Raw genomic sequence first — 17405 nt, 5'->3', positions numbered from 1 at the left:
ATCGGCGGCACCGACGAGAAGGCGCTGCATCACCTGTTCGCCGAAGTCATCGACAACTCCATGGACGAGGCGCTGGCCGGCCACGCCACCTTCATCGAGGTGGAGCTCTCCGCCGACGGCTTCCTCACCGTGACCGACAACGGCCGCGGCATCCCCGTCGACCCCCATCCGAAATTCCCGAAGAAGTCGGCACTCGAAGTCATCATGTGCACGCTGCATTCGGGCGGCAAGTTCGACTCCAAGGTCTACGAGACCTCGGGCGGCCTGCACGGCGTCGGCGTCTCCGTGGTGAACGCGCTGTCCTCGCGCCTCGAGGTCGAGGTCGCACGCGGCCAGAAGCTCTATCGCATGTCGTTCGAGCGCGGCCATCCCAAGGGCAAGCTCGAGGATCTCGGCAAGATCAACAACCGCCGCGGCACCCGGATCCGCTTCAAGCCCGATGCGGACATCTTCGGCGCCAAGGCCGTCTTCAAGCCGCAGCGCCTGTTCAAGATGACGCGCTCGAAGGCCTATCTGTTCGGCGGCGTCGAGATCCGCTGGCGCTGCGCGCCCGAGCTCCTCAAGGGCATCGAGGACGTGCCGGCGGAAGACACCTTCCATTTCCCCGGCGGACTGAAGGACTATCTGGCCGCCGCGATCCATGCCGACACGCTGGTGCATCCCGACATCTTCTCGGGCAAGTCGGGGCGCAACGGCGCCCACGGCGCCTGCGAATGGGCGGTGGCCTGGACGGCGGACGCCGACGGCTTCCTGTCCTCCTATTGCAACACCGTGCCGACGCCCGACGGCGGCACGCATGAATCGGGCCTCCGCAGCGCGCTTCTGCGCGGCCTGAAGGACCATGCCGAGCGCGTCGGCCAGAGCAAGCGCGCGGCTTCCGTCACCTCCGAGGACGTGATGGCGGGCGCGGCCGTGATGCTCAGCGTGTTCGTGCGCGAGCCGGAATTCCAGGGCCAGACCAAGGACCGGCTCGCGACCGCCGAAGCGCAGCGCATCGTCGAGCAGGCGATCAAGGATCCGTTCGACCACTGGCTCTCGGGCAATCCGAACCAGGCCAACAGGCTGCTGGATTTCGTGATCGACCGCGCCGAAGAGCGCCTCCGCCGCCGCCAGGAAAAGGAGACCGCGCGCAAGACCGCCGGCAAGAAGCTTCGCCTTCCCGGCAAGCTCGCCGACTGCAGCGACGCCGGCACCGAGGGCTCGGAGCTGTTCATCGTCGAGGGCGACTCGGCCGGCGGCAGCGCCAAGCAGGCGCGCGACCGCAAGACCCAGGCCGTGCTGCCGTTGCGCGGCAAGATCCTCAACGTCGCCTCCGCCGGCAAGGACAAGCTGACCGCCAATGCGCAACTCTCCGATCTCGTCCAGGCGATCGGCTGCGGCACGCTCGCAAGCTATCGCGAAGAGGATTTGCGCTACCAGCGCATCATCATCATGACCGACGCCGACGTCGACGGCGCGCACATCGCTTCGCTGCTGATCACCTTCTTCTATCGGCAGATGCGGCCCCTGATCGACCAGGGACACCTCTATCTGGCGGTGCCGCCGCTCTACAAGCTGACCCACGGCTCGAAGTCGGTCTATGCCCGCGACGACGCGGACAAGGACGCGCTGCTGAAGAGCCAGTTCAACGCCAATGCCAAGGTCGAGGTGAACCGCTTCAAGGGCCTCGGCGAGATGATGCCCGCGCAGCTCAAGGAAACGACCATGGATCCGGCCAAACGGACCCTGCTCCGGGTGGTCCTGCTCGCGGATGACCGCGATACCACTGCCGATTCGGTAGAGCGGCTGATGGGCACCAAGGCCGAAGCGCGTTTTGCCTTCATCTCGGACAAGGCCGAGTTCGCCAGCGAAGAGCTGCTCGACGTCTGAGCGTATCTGGCAAACCTTTCAAAAGACACGAGAATCAAAAGGCCTGTCGCCGCAGGCTGGGTTTGCCGTCGCCTCCGAACCCGGACGTTTTCGGGCGACTGTGCCTGCCATGCAACAGCTTTTTCCGGGGAAGCGGCTATAGTTCAACCATCAGTTGGACGGTTTTCGCGGCGCTCACGCCACTCAAACGCAAGGTTGGGGATTTGTCATGAAGAAGGTTTTGCTCACTCTGACCGCGGTTACCGCGATGACCGGAACGGCCTTTGCGGCCGACATGGCGCCCCGTGCTTACACCAAGGCTCCAGCCCCGGTTGTGGCAGCCGTGAACTGGACCGGCTGCTTCATCGGTGCCGGCGGTGGCGCCGCAGTGACCAACAATGACCACAACGAATACATCACCGCGACGGGTGTCGCCGCCAGCCCGAACCTGAACACCGGCGCCCGGGGTTGGTTCGGAACTGTGCAAGGCGGTTGCGACTACCAGTTCGCAGGTACCAACTGGGTCGTCGGTGGCTTCGCCGATTACGACTTCATGGATATCCATGGTGACATCGGCTACGACGGCACCAATGCTGTGATGTTCACCGGCACGCAGAAGCAGGATTGGCAGTGGGCGGCAGGTTTGCGCGTCGGCTACCTCGTTCTGCCGCAGCTGCTCACCTACGTTTCGGGCGGTTACACCCAGGCCCACTGGAAAGATACGACTCTGACCCAGTTTGGTAGTGGTATCCAGGCTAACCTGCCGGGATCCACGAAGGGCGGCTGGTTTATCGGTACGGGCGACGAGTACGCTCTGACCTCGTTCCTGCCCGGCCTGTTCTGGAAGACCGAGTATCGTTACTCGGAATTCGACCGGGCCAACGTCAACCCCACCTTCATTCCTGGTGGCGCCCTAACAGGCCGCAGCGTGACCGAGAAGTTCCGCGAGCACAGCGTGCGCAGCGAGCTGGTCTACCGCTTCAACTGGGGTGGTCCGGTCGTCGCCAGGTACTGACAAGTACTGATCGGACACCGACTTCAAGCGTCAAGGCCCCGGCATCGTCCGGGGCTTTTTCGTTGCGCGGACAGGCTTGACGCGATCGGCCCCTTGATCGCCGCCTGTCAGCTCGCGGCAGGCATTGTCTCCGAACCGAAGCAACGGCTAGTCTGCGATCGAGCGTGGCGGCGCCGATCGACGATCGGTCCTGCCGCGGCGCGACAGAAGCGCACCATTGGGGGGGACACATGCGCAGATTTCTGCTGATCGCGGGCCTGCTTGCGCTCGCCGTCGGCCTGCTCTGGATCGGGCAAGGCACCGGCACCATGCCCTGGCCGCGCTGGAGCTTCATGATCGACCAGCTGCAATGGGCCCTCTATGGCGCCGTCATGGCCGGCTTCGGGCTGGTGCTGATCTGGCAGAGCAACGCTTGAGCACGATGAGAACGAGACGACAAGAACGACGAGAGGAACCAGCAGCATGACATCCGGCACGTTCGATCTCCGCGGCAGGGTCGCGATCGTCACCGGCGGCAATGGCGGCATCGGGCTCGGCATGGCGCGCGGGCTTGCGGACGCCGGCGCCGACATCGCCGTGGTCGGGCGCAACGAAACGAAGTCCGCTGCCGCGGTCGAGGATCTCCGCAAGCGCGGCGTGAAGGCGATCGCAGTTGCCGCCGACGTGACCGACAAAGCGGCCGTGGATGCCATGGTCGCGCGCGTGGCCGCGGAGCTCGGCCGGATCGACGTCCTCGTCAACAATGCCGGCATGAGCATTCGCAAGCCGACGCATACGCTCGAGCTCGACGAATGGCGCACCGTGCTCGACACCAACCTCACCTCGGCGTTCCTGTGCTCGAAGGCGGCCTATCCCGCGCTGAAGGCGTCGGGGCACGGCAAGGTCATCAATATCGGCTCGATGATGTCGATCTTCGCGGGCGCCTATGCGCCGGCCTACTCCGCGAGCAAGGGCGGCATCGTGCAGTTCACGCGCTCCTGCGCCTGTGCCTGGGCGGTCGACAACATCCAGGTCAACGCCATCCTGCCCGGCTGGATCGACACCGACCTCACCAAGGGCGCGCGGCGGGAGGTTGCCGGCCTGCATGAACGCGTGCTGGCGCGCACGCCGGCAGGCCGCTGGGGCGACGTCGGCGACTTCGCGGGTATCGCGGTGTTCCTGGCCTCGCCGGCCTCCGACTTCGTGACCGGCGCCGCGATCCCGGTCGATGGCGGCTTTTCCGTCATGGCATGATCGTTCCTTGTTTCTCGGAGCAGGTTCTGAGTCAGTGTTGCGGCGGGGAGACATCGTTTTGCGCGGCATTCGGCTAGAATGATGCGATCAAGTCGAAGCATTTAGGGATAGCCATGAAGAAACTTGCAATCACAATCGCCGCCCTGACCGCCAGCACCGTCGCCGCATCGGCCGCCGACATGGCGCCGCGCTACACGAAGGCTCCGCCGCCGGTGCCTGCCGTCGTCTACAACTGGACCGGCTTCTACATCGGCGTGAACGGCGGCGGCGGCTGGGGCCGGCAGCGCTGGCAGTACGCCGGAGCAGCCGTGGATACGAACCATGACATCTCGGGCGGCCTCGCCGGCGGCCAGGTCGGCTACAACTGGCAGGCGGGCGCCTGGGTGTTCGGCCTCGAGGCCGATGGCGATTGGGCCGACATCAATGGTTCGGCGGCCTGCCCGAACGCGGCCTTTGTGTGCGCAACCAACGTTCGCACGCTCGCCTCGTTCCGCGGACGTCTCGGATATGCTGCCGGACCGGTGCTGTTCTACGGCACCGGCGGCGCCGGGTTCGCCGACGCCCGCTACAGCGCAACTGCGCCGGGCGGCCCGAACTTCTTCTACAGCTCCGATCGTTGGGGTTATGCAGCCGGTGCCGGCATCGAATGGGGCTTCATGCCGAACTGGAGCGCCAAGTTCGAATACATGCACTACGGCTTCGGAACCTGGACCGCCCCGGCCGGCGCCTTGTCGGCGCTGTCTTCGGCTGATCTTCGCCTCGACATCGACACCTTCAAGGTCGGCATCAACTATCGCTTCGGCGGCGGACCGGTTGTCGCCAAGTACTGACCGACGCCTCTGCATCGACCACGCAAATAGCCCCGGGCCAGCGCCCGGGGCTTTCGTTTGAGCGGCAACCTGCTGGCGCTCAGTAGCGCGCGACGACCGGCGCGCCGAACTTGTAGCTGACGCGCGCGACCGCCCACTGGATGTCGCGCGGCCTGGCGTCGAACGTGTAGCTGCCGGCGCCAGTGCCGACGAGCTGATAGCTCTGGGTCTGGAACGCTGCGTAGTTGTATTCGACGCCGACGATCCAGTTCTGGGTGATGCCGTATTCCCAGCCGGCGCCGATGGTCCAGCCATTGTGCCAGCGGCTCTGGGCGCCCGAGCCGGTCGAGGGGTTCGGAACGTTGTCGACCACCGACAGACGGTTATTGACGCCGGCATAGCCGCCCCTGATGTAGAAGAGATTGTTCTGCACGGCGAAGCCGGCGCGGCCGACGATCGTCGCCATGAAGTTCGTTTTCCAGCTGAACTGGTCGTCGAGGCCGACGCCGAACACCGTGTTGTTGATGGTGCCGCGGTTGTCCATGCCGGAGAACGTGCCCTCGAGACCGAACACGTAGTTGCTGGCCTGCCAGTTGTAGCCGATCTGGCCGCCGCCGAAGATGCCCGAGCCGCTCTGACGGAAGCCCTGGCCCGGCGCGAGGTCGCCGAACGCCGACGTGTTGGCGGTGTTGGCCCACTGCTCGGTCGTCCAGGCGCCGCCGAGATGGCCGCCGACGTAAAGCCCGCCCCAGTTGTAGAGCGAGGCGACGTAGGCCGGCGCCTTGGTATAATAGGGCCGCGCGGCGAGGTCGGCGGCGGAAGCAGCGCCCGCGGTGACGAGCGCGGTCGTGCAGGCGAAGGCAGCAATCAGTCTGGAACGCATGGTACACCCCTTGTCCTTGATGGGCGCACGCTCACAGACAGGTCTTACCAAATCGAAAGCAATCGATCGCGCGCGCGATGAATCGCGCGCGCCGAATTCGAATCCCGTTGCGCTGTTGCAGCGGCGCAACTTCCGCAGCGAGATTTAACGCGGCGTTATCCCTACCGGACTCTTGATCGGAATCTCGCCGCTTCGCGCGCGGCGATCACGAGGCATTCGCGTCCGGCGAGTGCACGTGCTCGGGCCGCACGCCGAGCCCGATGAATCGCGCCGGAATGCCCTGCAGCCACGGCACCGCCGTGAGCAGGCGCACGATCAGCGGCACCTTCAGCGGCCGGTCGCCCGGCCGCAGCGCGCCGCTGATGATGTTGTTCTGCACGACGACCTGCATCCGCTGCGTCATCTTCACCGGAAATTCGCGCCGGCGCCGCACTGCGCCGAGCTCGTCCTCGGACGGACGGCCGCGCCTCAGCTTCTCCGCGAGCAGATTGGCGCTCGCGACCGCATCCTGCACGGCGAGATTGACGCCGACGCCGCCGACCGGCGACATCGCATGCGCGGCGTCGCCGATGCAGAGCAGTCCCGGTCGCGTCCAGCGCGTCAGGCGATTGATCGCCACCGTGAGCAGCTTGACGTCGTCAAAACTCGTCACGTCGGAAATCCCCGACGTCAGGATCGGCGCCATGCGCACGACGTCGTCGAGCAGCGGCTGAAGCCCCCTCGCCTTCACCGCGTCGTACTGCCCCTTGGCGATGACATAGGCGCATTGCCAGTAGTCGCCGCGGTCGAAGGTAATCATCATCTTGCCCTGCTCGACCCGCGCGAACACGTTCTCGGTCTGGTCGCTCCGTCGCCCGGCGCGGAACCACAGCACGTCCATGGGCGCGCCGATCTCCTCGATCGCGAGGCCGGCGCGCTCGCGCAGGATCGAATGCCGGCCGTCGCAGGCGACGGTGAGATCGGCTTCGATGTCGATCGGGCCGCCCGGCGTCCTCGCGCGCACGCCCGCGACCGTCTCGCCGGTGCGGATCAGATCGACCGCCTCGGTGCTCATCATCACCTCGAGGGACGGAAAGCGCCGACCGCTCTCGCGCAGAAAGTTCAGAAAATCCCACTGCGGCATGAAGGCGATGAACGGGTATTTTGCATCGAGCCGGCGGAGATCGGCGATCCGCACCGGCGTGCCGCCGAACAACCCCTCGAGCACCTGCAACCGCTGATGCGGCAGCTCGAGGAAGCCGTCGATCAGGCCGAGCTCGTCCATCACCTGCAGCGTCGAGGGATGCACGGTGTCGCCGCGGAAATCGCGGAAGAAATCCGCATGCTTCTCCAGCACCACGACGTCGATGCCGGCGCGGCCGAGGAGATAGCCGAGCATCATCCCCGCCGGCCCGCCGCCGACGATGCAGCAACGCACGCTCATCGAGCGCCCGGCCGATCGTCGTCCTGATGATGTTGCGTCCATGATCCGGTTCCCGCGGGCGCTTGCGACCGAGTGCGATCAATCCGGACTCAACGCGTGGCATTCGCCATCGGACCGTGCCGCGGTTGAAATCATAGTCGGATCAACGATCGGCGCAGTTCAATGGAACGACCCGCCCGGCAGGAGACGGCGGTGCCCGGCTAAGCCCAGCCTGGTCGGGGGCAGATCGGGCGAAAAGCCGAGCTTTGCCCGCTATTTGACAAAAACTCTAGGTTTTTTAGGCTCTTCCCGCGGTGCTCCATTGACTTTGGCCGATTCCAGCCTATGTTCCGGTGCGACGCGGCTCGGTATCGAAGAGCGATTCCTGAGCTTGGCGCTTTGTTCGCGTAAGTCAGCACCCCCAGCTTCACAGTGAGCGCGCCGTTTCGGGGTGGAACGCGACAGCCTTTTTACCCTCGATTCCGAACGGCGGTTTCGACCAGAGGCTCAATGTCCTTTTCCAATCTCGGATTGTCCGAAAAAGTCCTCGCCGCAGTCGCGGCCACCGGTTACACCAACCCCACCCCGATCCAGGAACAGGCGATTCCCCACGTGCTCGCGCGTCGCGACGTGCTCGGCATCGCCCAGACCGGCACCGGCAAGACCGCGGCCTTCGTGCTGCCGATGCTCACCATCCTCGAAAAGGGCCGCGCGCGGGCACGCATGCCGCGCACCCTGATCCTGGAGCCGACCCGCGAGCTCGCGGCGCAGGTCAAGGAGAACTTCGACCGCTACGGCGCCGGCCAGAAGCTCAACGTCGCCCTCCTGATCGGCGGCGTCTCGTTCGGCGACCAGGACGCCAAGCTGACGCGCGGCGTCGACGTGCTGATCGCAACCCCCGGCCGCCTGCTCGACCACACCGAGCGCGGCGGTCTCCTGCTCACCGGCGTCGAGCTGCTCGTCATCGACGAAGCCGACCGCATGCTGGACATGGGCTTCATCCCGGACATCGAGCGCATCTGCAAGCTCGTGCCCTTCACGCGGCAGACCCTGTTCTTCACCGCGACCATGCCGTCGGAGATCCGACGCATCACCGAGGCCTTCCTGCACAATCCGCAGAAGGTCGAGGTCTCCCGGCCCGCCACCGCGGCCGTGACCGTGACGCAATCCCAGGTGCCGGCCGGCCGCGAGCCGCATGAGAAGCGCGAATTGCTCCGCCGCCTGCTCCGCGAGGCCAAGGACCTCAAGAACGCGATCATCTTCTGCAATCGCAAGCGCGAGGTGGCGGTCGTCCACAAGTCGCTGCAGAAGCACGGCTTCAGCGTCGGCGCGCTGCATGGCGACATGGACCAGCCGGCGCGCATGGCCGCGCTCGACCAGTTCCGCAAGGGCGAATTGCCGCTGCTGGTCGCCTCCGACGTCGCCGCCCGCGGCCTCGACATTCCCGAGGTCAGCCACGTCTTCAATTTCGACGTCCCCCACCATCCCGACGACTACGTGCACCGCATCGGCCGCACCGGCCGCGCGGGCCGCACCGGCACCGCGATCTCGATCGTCACCCCGCTCGACCAGAAGTCGATGGCGGCGATCGAAAAGCTGATCGGACAGAGCATCCCGCGCGCCGAAGGCGACTACGAGGTACAGGCCGAGAGTTCCGAGCGGAGCGAGCGTCAGCGCGAGCCGCGCGGCCGGGAACGCTCCCGCGGCGGACGCGGCAAGGCGTCCCGCGGACACGAGAAGCGCGGCGAGGCGCGACACGCCTCGGAAGCGCGGCAGCCCTCCGAGACACGCCTCGCCTCCGAACCGCGCAAGGCAGACCCCCGCAAGGCATCGCGCCAGCGGCCGGACGCGTCCAGCGTGCCGTCGATCGGCCGTCCCGAGCCGCGCCGTCCCCGGCACGAACCCGATTCCGAGCCGGCCGATCACTCGCATCTTCCGGCATTCCTCCTGCGACCCGTTCGCACTCCGGCCGGAGCCTGACGGAGCGCCCGTTTACCGGTCGTTCACGGTCGTCCTTTAGCCTGCACCGCATAATTTGAGTATTGCTGCGGTCGGGCGGCACCTGACCGCATGAGGAATGTTCTGTGGTCAAGGTGCTCGACGAACACGAACGCACGATGGCATTTGCCGAGGTCGCACTCGGTCAGATCCGATCGCTCCGGCAGACCGCAATTCCCCGCAACTACGAGATCTGGTACGTCTACGCCACCGGCTACAACGCGCCCCTCAACAAGATCATCAACGAGACGCTGGCGCGTAACGGCAAGCTGACCGAGGCCGATCTCGATCAGATCTACGACACCTACCTCTCCCACATCAAGACCACCGACCGCATCGACAAGGTCGGGGCGCGCGTCATCGGCGAGATCGACGACGTGATGAGGCTGCTCGGCGAGGCGCTCGGCATGTCCGCCGTCTACGACGCCAGCCTGTCCGGTGCGAGCCAGAAGCTCGAGCACGCCGGCACCCGCGAGCAGATCAAGGGCATCGTGGAGACGCTGGCCCGCTCGACGCGCGAGATGCGCGACACCAACAAGGCGCTGGAGGACCGGCTGACGCTGTCGAAGGGCGAGATCAGCAACCTGCAGCACAGCCTGGAGGCGATCCGCGCCGAGAGCCTGACCGATCCGCTCACCGGACTCGGCAACCGCAAATATTTCGATCGCATGATCGAGGTGGCCGTGCAGGCCGCAGTGGCGGCCGGCGAGCCGCTGTCGCTCCTTCTGTTCGACATCGATCATTTCAAGTCGTTCAACGACAGCTACGGCCACCTCACCGGCGACCAGGTGCTGCGGCTCGTCGGGCTGTCGCTGAAGCAGACCATCAAGGGCCAGGACATCACCGCGCGCTACGGCGGCGAGGAGTTCGCGGTCGTTCTGCCCGACACCGCGATGCGCCAGGCGCTCACCGTCGCCGACCACATCCGCCGCGCCGTGATGGCGAAGGAATTGAAGAAGAAGTCCACCGGCGAAATCCTCGGCCGCGTCACCATTTCGGTCGGCGTCTCCATGCTGAAGCCGGGCGACGACACCGATTCGCTGATCGAGCGGGCAGATGCCTGCCTCTACGCCGCGAAGCGCAACGGCCGCAACCGCGTGGTCTGCGAAGTCGATCCCGAATACGTCGCCGAGAGCCGCAGCCAGGTGGCGTGACGCCGCCGGCTATCGGGAACGGCGAGCCCGCTTCGCCTTGCCCGCCCTACGCGCCACCTTCTTCACAGACTTCCGCTTCATCGCAGGCGACTTCTTCGGCTCCGCCTCTTTCGTGCGCGGTCGCTTCTTCATCTTGGCGCGCTGCGCGGCGGCGAGCGCCGCCCTCGCCCATCGCGCAAGCTCCTCGGAATCGTCGAACAGGCGCGCTGGCAACTGCCAGTAGGAATTGACCGTCACCGTCTTGGCGCGGGTCTGGTACTGGAACGGCCTTGAGCCTTCGGCCTCGTAGTCCGGGATCGTCGCTTCGTCGGCGCGGAAGAACAGTCCGGCCCGCAGCGCCAGCGCAAAATTGGTGCCGTCGGCGGAGATGCCGTAGCCGGAAAACATCCTGCGGATGGTGACGGGGCCGAAATCGGCGAAGAGATCGACGAGGAATTCGCGGTCCATGGCGCTGCTCTCGTGCGAGAGGGTTGCCCACCATAACATTGGCGTCATTGCGGGCCACCGGGTCCGCGCAAAGCGCGGCCCGATGACAGGCTCCGCGAAGCAATCCAGAATCTCTCGGCGGAAAGATTCTGGATTGCTTCGTCGCTATCGCTCCTCGTAATGACGGGTGAGCCTACCCCTCGACCTTCGCCGGCTTCAGTTCGACGGACTCGCCGCAGCCGCAGGCCGAGACCTGGTTGGGGTTCTTGAAGACGAACTGCGCCGACATCCTGTCGACCTTGTAGTCCATTTCGGTGCCGAGCAGGAACAGCACCGCCTTGGGATCGACCAGGATCTTGACGCCCTTGTCCTCGACGACCTCGTCGGTCGGGCGGACATCGTGGGCGTATTCGACCGTGTAGGACTGGCCGGCGCAGCCGCCGTTCTTGACGCCGACGCGCAGGCCGACGATCTCGGAATCGGCGCGCGCCGTCAACTCGTTGACGCGGGCTGCCGCGGCATCCGTCAACCGCATGACCTGCGGGCGGGGCCGCTTCGGCTTGGCTATGGGAGGCGATGCTGTCTGGGTCATGTTTTTGATGTGGTCCATCTGAATGTGAATTCAATCCAGCAAGTCGAGTACCGACGCCACGCTCACCACATATTGAGCACGAGGCGCGCCTCGTCGCTCATCCGCTCCGGTGTCCAGGCCGGGTCCCAGACCACCTGGACGTCGACCACGCCGACGCCGGGAACGCTCGCCACCGCATTCTCCACCATGGTCGGCAACTCGCCGGCGGCGGGGCAGTTCGGCGTCGTCAGCGTCATCAGGACGTCGACGGAACGGTCGTCCTTGATCTCGACACGGTAGATCAGGCCGAGCTCGTAGATGTCAGCCGGGATCTCCGGATCGAACACGGTCTTCAGCGCGGCGATGATCTCGCGCGACAGCCGCTCGGTCTCCTCCGGCGGCAGCGCCGAATGCGTTTCCATCGGATTGACTTTGACGTCGGCCGTATCGGTCATGCGAACAGATCCCGCGCTTTCAACAGCGCCTGTGCCAGATGGTCGATTTCCTCCCGCGTATTATACATGCCGAACGAGGCCCGGCACGTCGCGGTGACGTTGAAGCGTTCCAAAAGCGGCATCACGCAATGGGTGCCGGCGCGCACCGCGATGCCCTGACGGTCGATCACGGTGGCGACGTCGTGGGCGTGCGCCCCCTTCAGCTCGAAGGAGATCACGGGACCCTTGCCCCGGGCGGTGCCGATCAGCCGCAGCGCGTTGATCTCGCGCAGCCGCCCCTCGGCATAGGTCAGCAGATCGTGCTCGTGGGCCGCGATGCGCTCCTTGCCGATCGAATTGACGTAGTCGATGGCCGCACCCAGCCCCACCGCCTCGACGATGGCGGGCGTACCCGCCTCGAACTTGTGCGGGGGATCGCCGTAGGTGACCCAGTCGCGGGCGACCTCGCGGATCATCTCGCCGCCGCCATTGTAGGGGCGCATCGCCGCCAGGAGGTCGTGCCTGGCGTAGAGCACGCCGATGCCGGTCGGCCCGTAGAGCTTGTGGCCGGTGCAGACGTAGAAGTCGCAGTCGATGTCCTGCACGTCGATCGCCAGATGCACCGCCGCCTGGCTGCCGTCGACCAGCACCGGAATGCCGCGGGCGTGGGCGATCTTCACGACGTCCTTGACCGGCACGATGGTGCCGAGCGCGTTCGACATCTGCGTGATCGCGACCAGCTTGGTCTTCGGCGTCAGCAGCTTCTCGAACTCGTCGATCAGGAAGTTGCCCTCGTCGTCGACTGGCGCCCATTTGATCACCGCGCCGTGGCGTTCCCTGAGGAAATGCCAGGGTACGATGTTGGAATGATGCTCCATGATCGAGATGACGATCTCGTCGCCCGCCTTGACGTTGGGCTCGCCCCAGCTCGAAGCGACGAGGTTGATCGCCTCGGTCGCGTTGCGGGTGAAGACGATCTCCTCGCTGCGGCGGGCGTTGAGGAACTGCGCGACCTTGGTGCGGCCGCCCTCATAGGCTTCCGTCGCGGCATTGGCGAGGTAATGCAGGCCACGATGCACATTGGCGTATTCGCTCGTGTAAACCTGCGTCATGCGGTCGAGCACGGCCTGCGGCTTCTGCGCGGACGCGGCGTTGTCGAGATAGACCAGCGGCTTGCCGTAGACCTTCAGCGCCAGCGCCGGGAAATCCTGCCGCACGCGGGCGACGTCGTAGGCGCCGTTCCGGACTGCCGGATGCGTGCTCATTTGCGCGCCTCCAGCCAGCGCTCGGCGAGCCCGATGACGTGCTCGCGCAGGCCATCGTCGGCAATCTCTTCGATCGCCTCGCCGACGAAGGCCTGGATCAGCAGCGCCTGGGCTTCCTTCTCGGGCAGTCCGCGCGCGCGCAGATAGAACAAGAGGCTGTCGTCGAGCGCACCGGCGGTGGCGCCGTGGCCGCAGGAGACGTCGTCGGCAAAAATTTCCAGCTCCGGCTTGTTGTCGGCCTCGGCCTCGTCGGACAGCAGCAGCGCCCGCGTCATCATCTTGCCGTCGGTCTTCTGCGCGTCGGGGCGGACGATGATGCGGCCCTGGAACACCGAATGACCGCGATCGTCGACCACGGCGCGGAAGGTCTCGCGGCTGGTGCAGCCGGGCACGGCATGGTCGACCACCAGCGTGGTGTCGCCATGCTCGGTCTTCCTGAGCAGATTGACGCCGTTTGCCGCGAGCGTGCTGCCCTCGCCCGCCAGCGTGATGAAGCCCTGCAGGCGGCTCACGGCCGCGCCAGTCGTCATGTTGAACAGATTGAGCTTGGTGCGGGCGCCGATCGTGACGATGGCGGAGGTGACGTTCACGGCATCGGGCGCGTCGTCCATCAGGCGGATATGAGCGACGTCGGCATCGTCGCCGATCGAGAGGATGAGCGCATCAATGACCTGATAGGCGCCGGCCGTCGCGGCCGGGGCAAAGCTTTCGATGATGGTGACGCGCGCGCCGTTGCCGATGCGGAGCTGCGAACGGGTCACGACGGACGCGGAGGACACGGTCGCGACATGGATGATCTGGACCGGCACGGACAATTGCGCGCCGTCGCGGATCGCCAGCACGACGCCGTCGGTCGCCAGCGCCGCATTCAGCGAGATCATGGCGTCGGTCGAGGCGGTCTTGAGCAGGTCGCCGCCCGCGTCCTTGTCCAGCGCCTCGCGCAGCGTCGTGAGACTGATCTCCGGGCCGAGCGCCGCGAGGTCGGACAGCTCCGGTGCGAACACGCCGTCCACCAGCACGAGCTTCCGGGCGCCGGCAAACGCCTGTGCCTTCACCGCTTCAGTCGCGCGCGACAGCGCGGCGGCATCGGGGGTGGCCGCCAGCGGCAGCACCTCACCGACCAGGGCGCGCAGGTCGGTATATTTCCATTCCTCGATCCGGCGATGCGGCAGGCCGAGACGCTCATAGGTCTCGAACGCCTGGCGGCGCGCCTCCGCGATCGCGGCCGAACCTGGCAGACGGCCCTGGGCGCTGGCGAACACATCGCTCACCGCGCGGCCGCTTCCGGTCTTTGCCACAGCAACGTTCATCGCAAATCCCTTCAGGCCGCGTCCTCGAACTGGGCGTAGCCGGATGCCTCGAGTTCCAGCGCCAGCTCCTTGTTGCCGGTCTTCACGACCTTGCCGCGCGACATCACGTGCACGACGTCGGGCACGATGTAGTTGAGGAGGCGCTGATAGTGCGTGATGACGACCATCGAGCGCTTGGGCGAGCGCAGCGCGTTGACGCCGTCGGCGGCGATCCTGAGCGCGTCGATGTCGAGGCCGGAATCCATCTCGTCGAGGATGCACAGGCTCGGCTCGAACAGCGCCATCTGCAGCACCTCGTTGCGCTTCTTCTCGCCGCCGGAGAAGCCGACATTGACGCCGCGCTTGAGCATGTCCTGCGGGATGTTCAGCGACTTCGAGACCTCGCGGACCTTCTTCAGGAAATCCGGCGTCGAATATTCGCTCTCGCCGCGCGCCTTGCGCTGCGCGTTCAGCGCGGTGCGCAGGAAGTTCATGGTGGCGACGCCGGGGATCTCGACCGGGTACTGGAACGCCAGGAACACGCCCTTGGCGGCGCGCTCCTCGGGAGCCATCTCCAGCAGGTCCTCGCCCTTGAACAGGATCTGGCCGTCGGTCACCTCATAGCCGGGCTTGCCGGCGATGACGTGCGACAGCGTCGACTTGCCGGAGCCGTTCGGCCCCATGATGGCGTGCACCTCGCCCTCGTTCACGGTCAGCGTCAGGCCGTGGAGAATCTCGCGCTCCTCGACACGCACCTTCAGGTCTTTCACTTCAAGCAGCGGCATCATTTTTTCCTATCCATCTCCTCGTCCTGAGGAGCGCCGAAGGCGCGTCTCGAAGGATGAGGCCACAATCTTTCCGGTAACCACCCTTGGAGACGGCCGCTGCGCGGCCCCCTCAGGATGAGGTCCGAGCTAGCCGACCGATCCTTCGAGCGAGATCGAGATCAGCTTCTGCGCCTCCACCGCGAACTCCATCGGCAGCTGCTGCAGCACGTCCTTGACGAAGCCGTTGACGACGAGGCCGACGGCTTCTTCCTGACTAAGCCCGCGCTGGACGCAGTAGAACAGCACGTCCTCGGAGATTTTCGAGGTCGTGGCCTCGTGCTCGAACGTCGCCGACGAGTTCTTGGCCTCAATGTACGGCACGGTGTGTGCGCCGCATTTGTCGCCGATCAACAAGGAATCGCAGGCCGTGAAGTTGCGGGCGCCGGTGGCCTTGCGGTGCGCGGTGACGAGGCCGCGATAGGTGTTCTGCGACTTGCCGGCGGCGATGCCCTTGGAAATGATCCGGCTGGTCGTGTTGCGGCCCAGATGGATCATCTTGGTGCCGCTATCGACCTGCTGAAATCCGTTCGAGATCGCGATCGAGTAGAACTCGCCGCGGGAGTTGTCGCCCCGCAGGATGCAGCTAGGGTACTTCCAGGTAATGGCCGAGCCGGTCTCGACCTGGGTCCAGGAAATCTTGGAGTTGGCGCCGCGGCAGTCGCCGCGCTTGGTGACGAAATTGTAGATGCCGCCGACCCCTTCCGAGTTGCCAGGGTACCAGTTCTGCACCGTCGAATATTTGATCTCGGCGTCGTCGAGCGCGACGAGTTCGACGACCGCGGCATGGAGCTGGTTCTCGTCGCGCTGCGGCGCGGTGCAGCCTTCGAGATAGCTGACGTAGGAGCCCTTGTCGGCGATGATCAGCGTGCGCTCGAACTGGCCGGTGTTGCGCTCGTTGATGCGGAAGTAGGTCGACAGCTCCATCGGGCAGCGCACGCCCGGCGGCACGTAGACGAACGAGCCGTCGGAGAACACCGCCGAGTTCAGCGTAGCGTAGAAATTGTCCGAGGTCGGCACCACGCTGCCCAGATATTTCTGCACCAGTTCCGGATGCTCGCGGATCGCTTCCGAGATCGGCATGAAGATCACGCCGGCCTTCTTCAGCTCCGCCTTGAAGGTGGTTGCGACCGACACGGAGTCGAAGACCGCATCGACCGCGATTTTCCGCGCGGGGGGATCGCTCTCGCTCGGCTTCGGCTCGACGCCTTCCAGCACCGCCACTTCCCGCAAGGGAATGCCAAGCTTCTCGTAGGTCTTGAGAATCTCCGGATCGATCTCGTCGAGCGAAGAGACCGACTTCTTCGGCTTCGGCGCCGCGTAGTAGTAGATGTCCTGGTAGTCGATCCTGGGATAGTCGACGCGCGCCCAGGTCGGCTCACGCATGGTCAGCCAGCGGCGATAGGCCTCCAGCCGCCATTCGAGCATCCAGGCGGGCTCGTTTTTCTTCCCGGAGATGAACTTGACGATATCTTCCGACAGCCCCTTCGGGGCCTTCTCGGAGTCGATCAGGGTTTCAAACCCATAACGATATTGGTCGACGTCGATGCGGCGTACGCGATCGACCGTCTCTTGTACGGCTGGCATTCATTCCTCCGCTCGCGGTTTCAAGGACCGCGGTGGATCAAACTCGGACGACTCTTACGATGTTTCCTGGCGGAAAGCACGCCCTTAGAACCGTTCAAGCCGTGTTTCGTCGCTCCCCACTAAGTAGGCTATTACCCAGCCTTCGCCAAGCCTCGAGGCAGCGATCAATGTCCGCCTCCTGCGTGGACCAGCCCAGACTGAGACGCACCGCTCCCTGTGCGACGGCGGGGTCAAATCCCATCGCCGAGAGCACGTGCGACGGCTGCACCTTGCCGGAGGAGCAGGCCGAGCCGGAGGACACAGCGATACCTTCGAGGTCGAAGCCGATCACCGCGGTTTCGGCCTTCAGCCCAGGCGCGGTGAACAAAGTGGTATTTGGCAACCGATCAACGTCGTCGGAGAAGATGAACGCCCCAGCAATCTGCTTGAGCCCATTTTCCAAGCGATTCCTGAGCGCTTTGAGCCGAACCGCGTCCTCCGGCAGAGCCTGAAGGGCTGCCCTAACCGCGGCGCCGAAGCCGGCAATGCCGGCGACGTTCTCGGTTCCGGCGCGGCGGCCAAGCTCCTGCCCGCCCCCGCGCAGCGACGGTTCCAATCCCGTCAGCCCCTCGGCCATGACAAGGGCGCCGTTCCCCTTGGGGCCGCCGACCTTGTGTGCAGAGAAGGT

The 17405-nt window shown here is 65.5% G+C and carries 17 protein-coding genes; 7 read left to right on the top strand and 10 right to left on the bottom strand.

Going from position 1 to position 17405, the window contains the following annotated elements; translation table 11 throughout:
- From parE to KGM94_RS14390, 5 genes are all read left to right on the top strand, one after another.
- Window positions 1–1869 (top strand): DNA topoisomerase IV subunit B (gene parE, locus KGM94_RS14410; RefSeq protein WP_300259982.1); only part of this gene is annotated, 1869 nt, incomplete at its 5' end.
- Between the two features lie 208 nt (window positions 1870–2077).
- On the top strand, window positions 2078–2863 hold the full coding sequence (locus tag KGM94_RS14405; RefSeq protein ID WP_300259978.1) for a porin family protein: 786 nt from the start codon (window positions 2078–2080) through the stop codon (window positions 2861–2863).
- Window positions 2864–3093: 230 nt separating this feature from the next.
- Window positions 3094–3279 carry a hypothetical protein gene (locus KGM94_RS14400; RefSeq protein WP_300259975.1) on the top strand — a complete coding sequence of 62 codons (186 nt, stop codon included), beginning with the start codon at window positions 3094–3096 and terminating at the stop codon, window positions 3277–3279.
- Window positions 3280–3325: 46 nt separating this feature from the next.
- Window positions 3326–4096 carry a glucose 1-dehydrogenase gene (locus tag KGM94_RS14395; RefSeq protein ID WP_300259972.1) on the top strand — a complete coding sequence of 257 codons (771 nt, stop codon included), beginning with the start codon at window positions 3326–3328 and terminating at the stop codon, window positions 4094–4096.
- 113 nt (window positions 4097–4209) lie between these two features.
- Window positions 4210–4926: an outer membrane beta-barrel protein gene (locus tag KGM94_RS14390; protein WP_300259969.1), complete on the top strand. Its 717-nt coding sequence runs from the start codon at window positions 4210–4212 to the stop codon at window positions 4924–4926.
- A 79-nt stretch (window positions 4927–5005) separates the two neighbouring features.
- Here KGM94_RS14390 and KGM94_RS14385 read toward each other — a convergent pair whose 3' ends face one another.
- Entirely contained in the window at window positions 5006–5788 is a 783-nt protein-coding gene (locus tag KGM94_RS14385) for an outer membrane beta-barrel protein (protein WP_300259965.1), read from the bottom strand.
- Between the two features lie 205 nt (window positions 5789–5993).
- Window positions 5994–7253, bottom strand: coding sequence for an FAD-dependent oxidoreductase (locus KGM94_RS14380; protein ID WP_300259960.1), 1260 nt, complete (start codon window positions 7251–7253; stop codon window positions 5994–5996).
- A 447-nt stretch (window positions 7254–7700) separates the two neighbouring features.
- Here KGM94_RS14380 and KGM94_RS14375 point away from each other — a divergent pair, with 447 nt between their 5' ends.
- Together KGM94_RS14375 and KGM94_RS14370 are read left to right on the top strand one after the other, a co-directional pair.
- The gene (locus tag KGM94_RS14375) at window positions 7701–9170 is read left to right on the top strand and encodes a DEAD/DEAH box helicase (protein WP_300259956.1); all 1470 of its coding nucleotides are present in this window, start codon (window positions 7701–7703) and stop codon (window positions 9168–9170) included.
- 104 nt (window positions 9171–9274) lie between these two features.
- Window positions 9275–10342 (top strand): GGDEF domain-containing protein, encoded by a 1068-nt coding sequence (locus tag KGM94_RS14370; protein ID WP_300259952.1) that lies wholly within the window; start codon window positions 9275–9277, stop codon window positions 10340–10342.
- 9 nt (window positions 10343–10351) lie between these two features.
- On the opposite strand, the gene KGM94_RS14365 is transcribed toward KGM94_RS14370, so the two are convergent.
- The 8 genes from KGM94_RS14365 to KGM94_RS14330 all read right to left on the bottom strand — a co-directional run.
- Window positions 10352–10789 (bottom strand): TfoX/Sxy family protein, encoded by a 438-nt coding sequence (locus KGM94_RS14365; RefSeq protein WP_300259949.1) that lies wholly within the window; start codon window positions 10787–10789, stop codon window positions 10352–10354.
- 172 nt (window positions 10790–10961) lie between these two features.
- Window positions 10962–11360 (bottom strand): iron-sulfur cluster assembly accessory protein, encoded by a 399-nt coding sequence (locus KGM94_RS14360; RefSeq protein WP_300259946.1) that lies wholly within the window; start codon window positions 11358–11360, stop codon window positions 10962–10964.
- A gap of 62 nt (window positions 11361–11422) precedes the next feature.
- A complete protein-coding gene (locus KGM94_RS14355; protein WP_300259943.1) occupies window positions 11423–11794 on the bottom strand; it encodes an SUF system Fe-S cluster assembly protein in 372 nt (123 codons plus the stop codon).
- A complete protein-coding gene (locus tag KGM94_RS14350; RefSeq protein WP_300259939.1) occupies window positions 11791–13038 on the bottom strand; it encodes a cysteine desulfurase in 1248 nt (415 codons plus the stop codon). The genes KGM94_RS14355 and KGM94_RS14350 overlap by 4 nt, the downstream gene beginning before the upstream one ends.
- Complete coding sequence (sufD, locus tag KGM94_RS14345; RefSeq protein ID WP_300259935.1) at window positions 13035–14348, bottom strand: Fe-S cluster assembly protein SufD; 1314 nt, start codon at window positions 14346–14348, stop codon at window positions 13035–13037. Before sufD ends, KGM94_RS14350 begins: the two co-directional genes overlap by 4 nt.
- A gap of 11 nt (window positions 14349–14359) precedes the next feature.
- Window positions 14360–15112, bottom strand: coding sequence for a Fe-S cluster assembly ATPase SufC (sufC, locus tag KGM94_RS14340; RefSeq protein ID WP_300259985.1), 753 nt, complete (start codon window positions 15110–15112; stop codon window positions 14360–14362).
- A gap of 129 nt (window positions 15113–15241) precedes the next feature.
- The gene (sufB, locus tag KGM94_RS14335; protein WP_300259932.1) at window positions 15242–16738 is read right to left on the bottom strand and encodes a Fe-S cluster assembly protein SufB; all 1497 of its coding nucleotides are present in this window, start codon (window positions 16736–16738) and stop codon (window positions 15242–15244) included.
- Window positions 16739–16832: 94 nt separating this feature from the next.
- Window positions 16833–17405 (bottom strand): aminotransferase class V-fold PLP-dependent enzyme (locus KGM94_RS14330; protein ID WP_300259930.1); only part of this gene is annotated, 573 nt, incomplete at its 5' end.

Source organism: Bradyrhizobium sp. (assembly GCF_028868675.1).
Classification (GTDB): domain Bacteria; phylum Pseudomonadota; class Alphaproteobacteria; order Rhizobiales; family Xanthobacteraceae; genus Bradyrhizobium.
This window is presented reverse-complemented; position numbering and strand designations above follow the sequence as displayed.

Bases quoted from the DNA above. Each gene is read 5' to 3' on its own strand.
- KGM94_RS14365 (WP_300259949.1), bottom strand. From the start codon at position 10,789: ATGGACCGCGAATTCCTCGTCGATCTCTTCGCCGATTTCGGCCCCGTC.
- sufC (WP_300259985.1), bottom strand. From the start codon at position 15,112: ATGCCGCTGCTTGAAGTGAAAGACCTGAAGGTGCGTGTCGAGGAGCGC.
- sufD (WP_300259935.1), bottom strand. From the start codon at position 14,348: ATGAACGTTGCTGTGGCAAAGACCGGAAGCGGCCGCGCGGTGAGCGAT.
- KGM94_RS14355 (WP_300259943.1), bottom strand. From the start codon at position 11,794: ATGACCGATACGGCCGACGTCAAAGTCAATCCGATGGAAACGCATTCG.
- KGM94_RS14385 (WP_300259965.1), bottom strand. From the start codon at position 5,788: ATGCGTTCCAGACTGATTGCTGCCTTCGCCTGCACGACCGCGCTCGTC.
- KGM94_RS14360 (WP_300259946.1), bottom strand. From the start codon at position 11,360: ATGACCCAGACAGCATCGCCTCCCATAGCCAAGCCGAAGCGGCCCCGC.
- KGM94_RS14375 (WP_300259956.1), top strand. From the start codon at position 7,701: ATGTCCTTTTCCAATCTCGGATTGTCCGAAAAAGTCCTCGCCGCAGTC.
- KGM94_RS14405 (WP_300259978.1), top strand. From the start codon at position 2,078: ATGAAGAAGGTTTTGCTCACTCTGACCGCGGTTACCGCGATGACCGGA.
- sufB (WP_300259932.1), bottom strand. From the start codon at position 16,738: ATGCCAGCCGTACAAGAGACGGTCGATCGCGTACGCCGCATCGACGTC.
- KGM94_RS14380 (WP_300259960.1), bottom strand. From the start codon at position 7,253: ATGGACGCAACATCATCAGGACGACGATCGGCCGGGCGCTCGATGAGC.
- KGM94_RS14400 (WP_300259975.1), top strand. From the start codon at position 3,094: ATGCGCAGATTTCTGCTGATCGCGGGCCTGCTTGCGCTCGCCGTCGGC.
- KGM94_RS14395 (WP_300259972.1), top strand. From the start codon at position 3,326: ATGACATCCGGCACGTTCGATCTCCGCGGCAGGGTCGCGATCGTCACC.
- KGM94_RS14390 (WP_300259969.1), top strand. From the start codon at position 4,210: ATGAAGAAACTTGCAATCACAATCGCCGCCCTGACCGCCAGCACCGTC.
- KGM94_RS14350 (WP_300259939.1), bottom strand. From the start codon at position 13,038: ATGAGCACGCATCCGGCAGTCCGGAACGGCGCCTACGACGTCGCCCGC.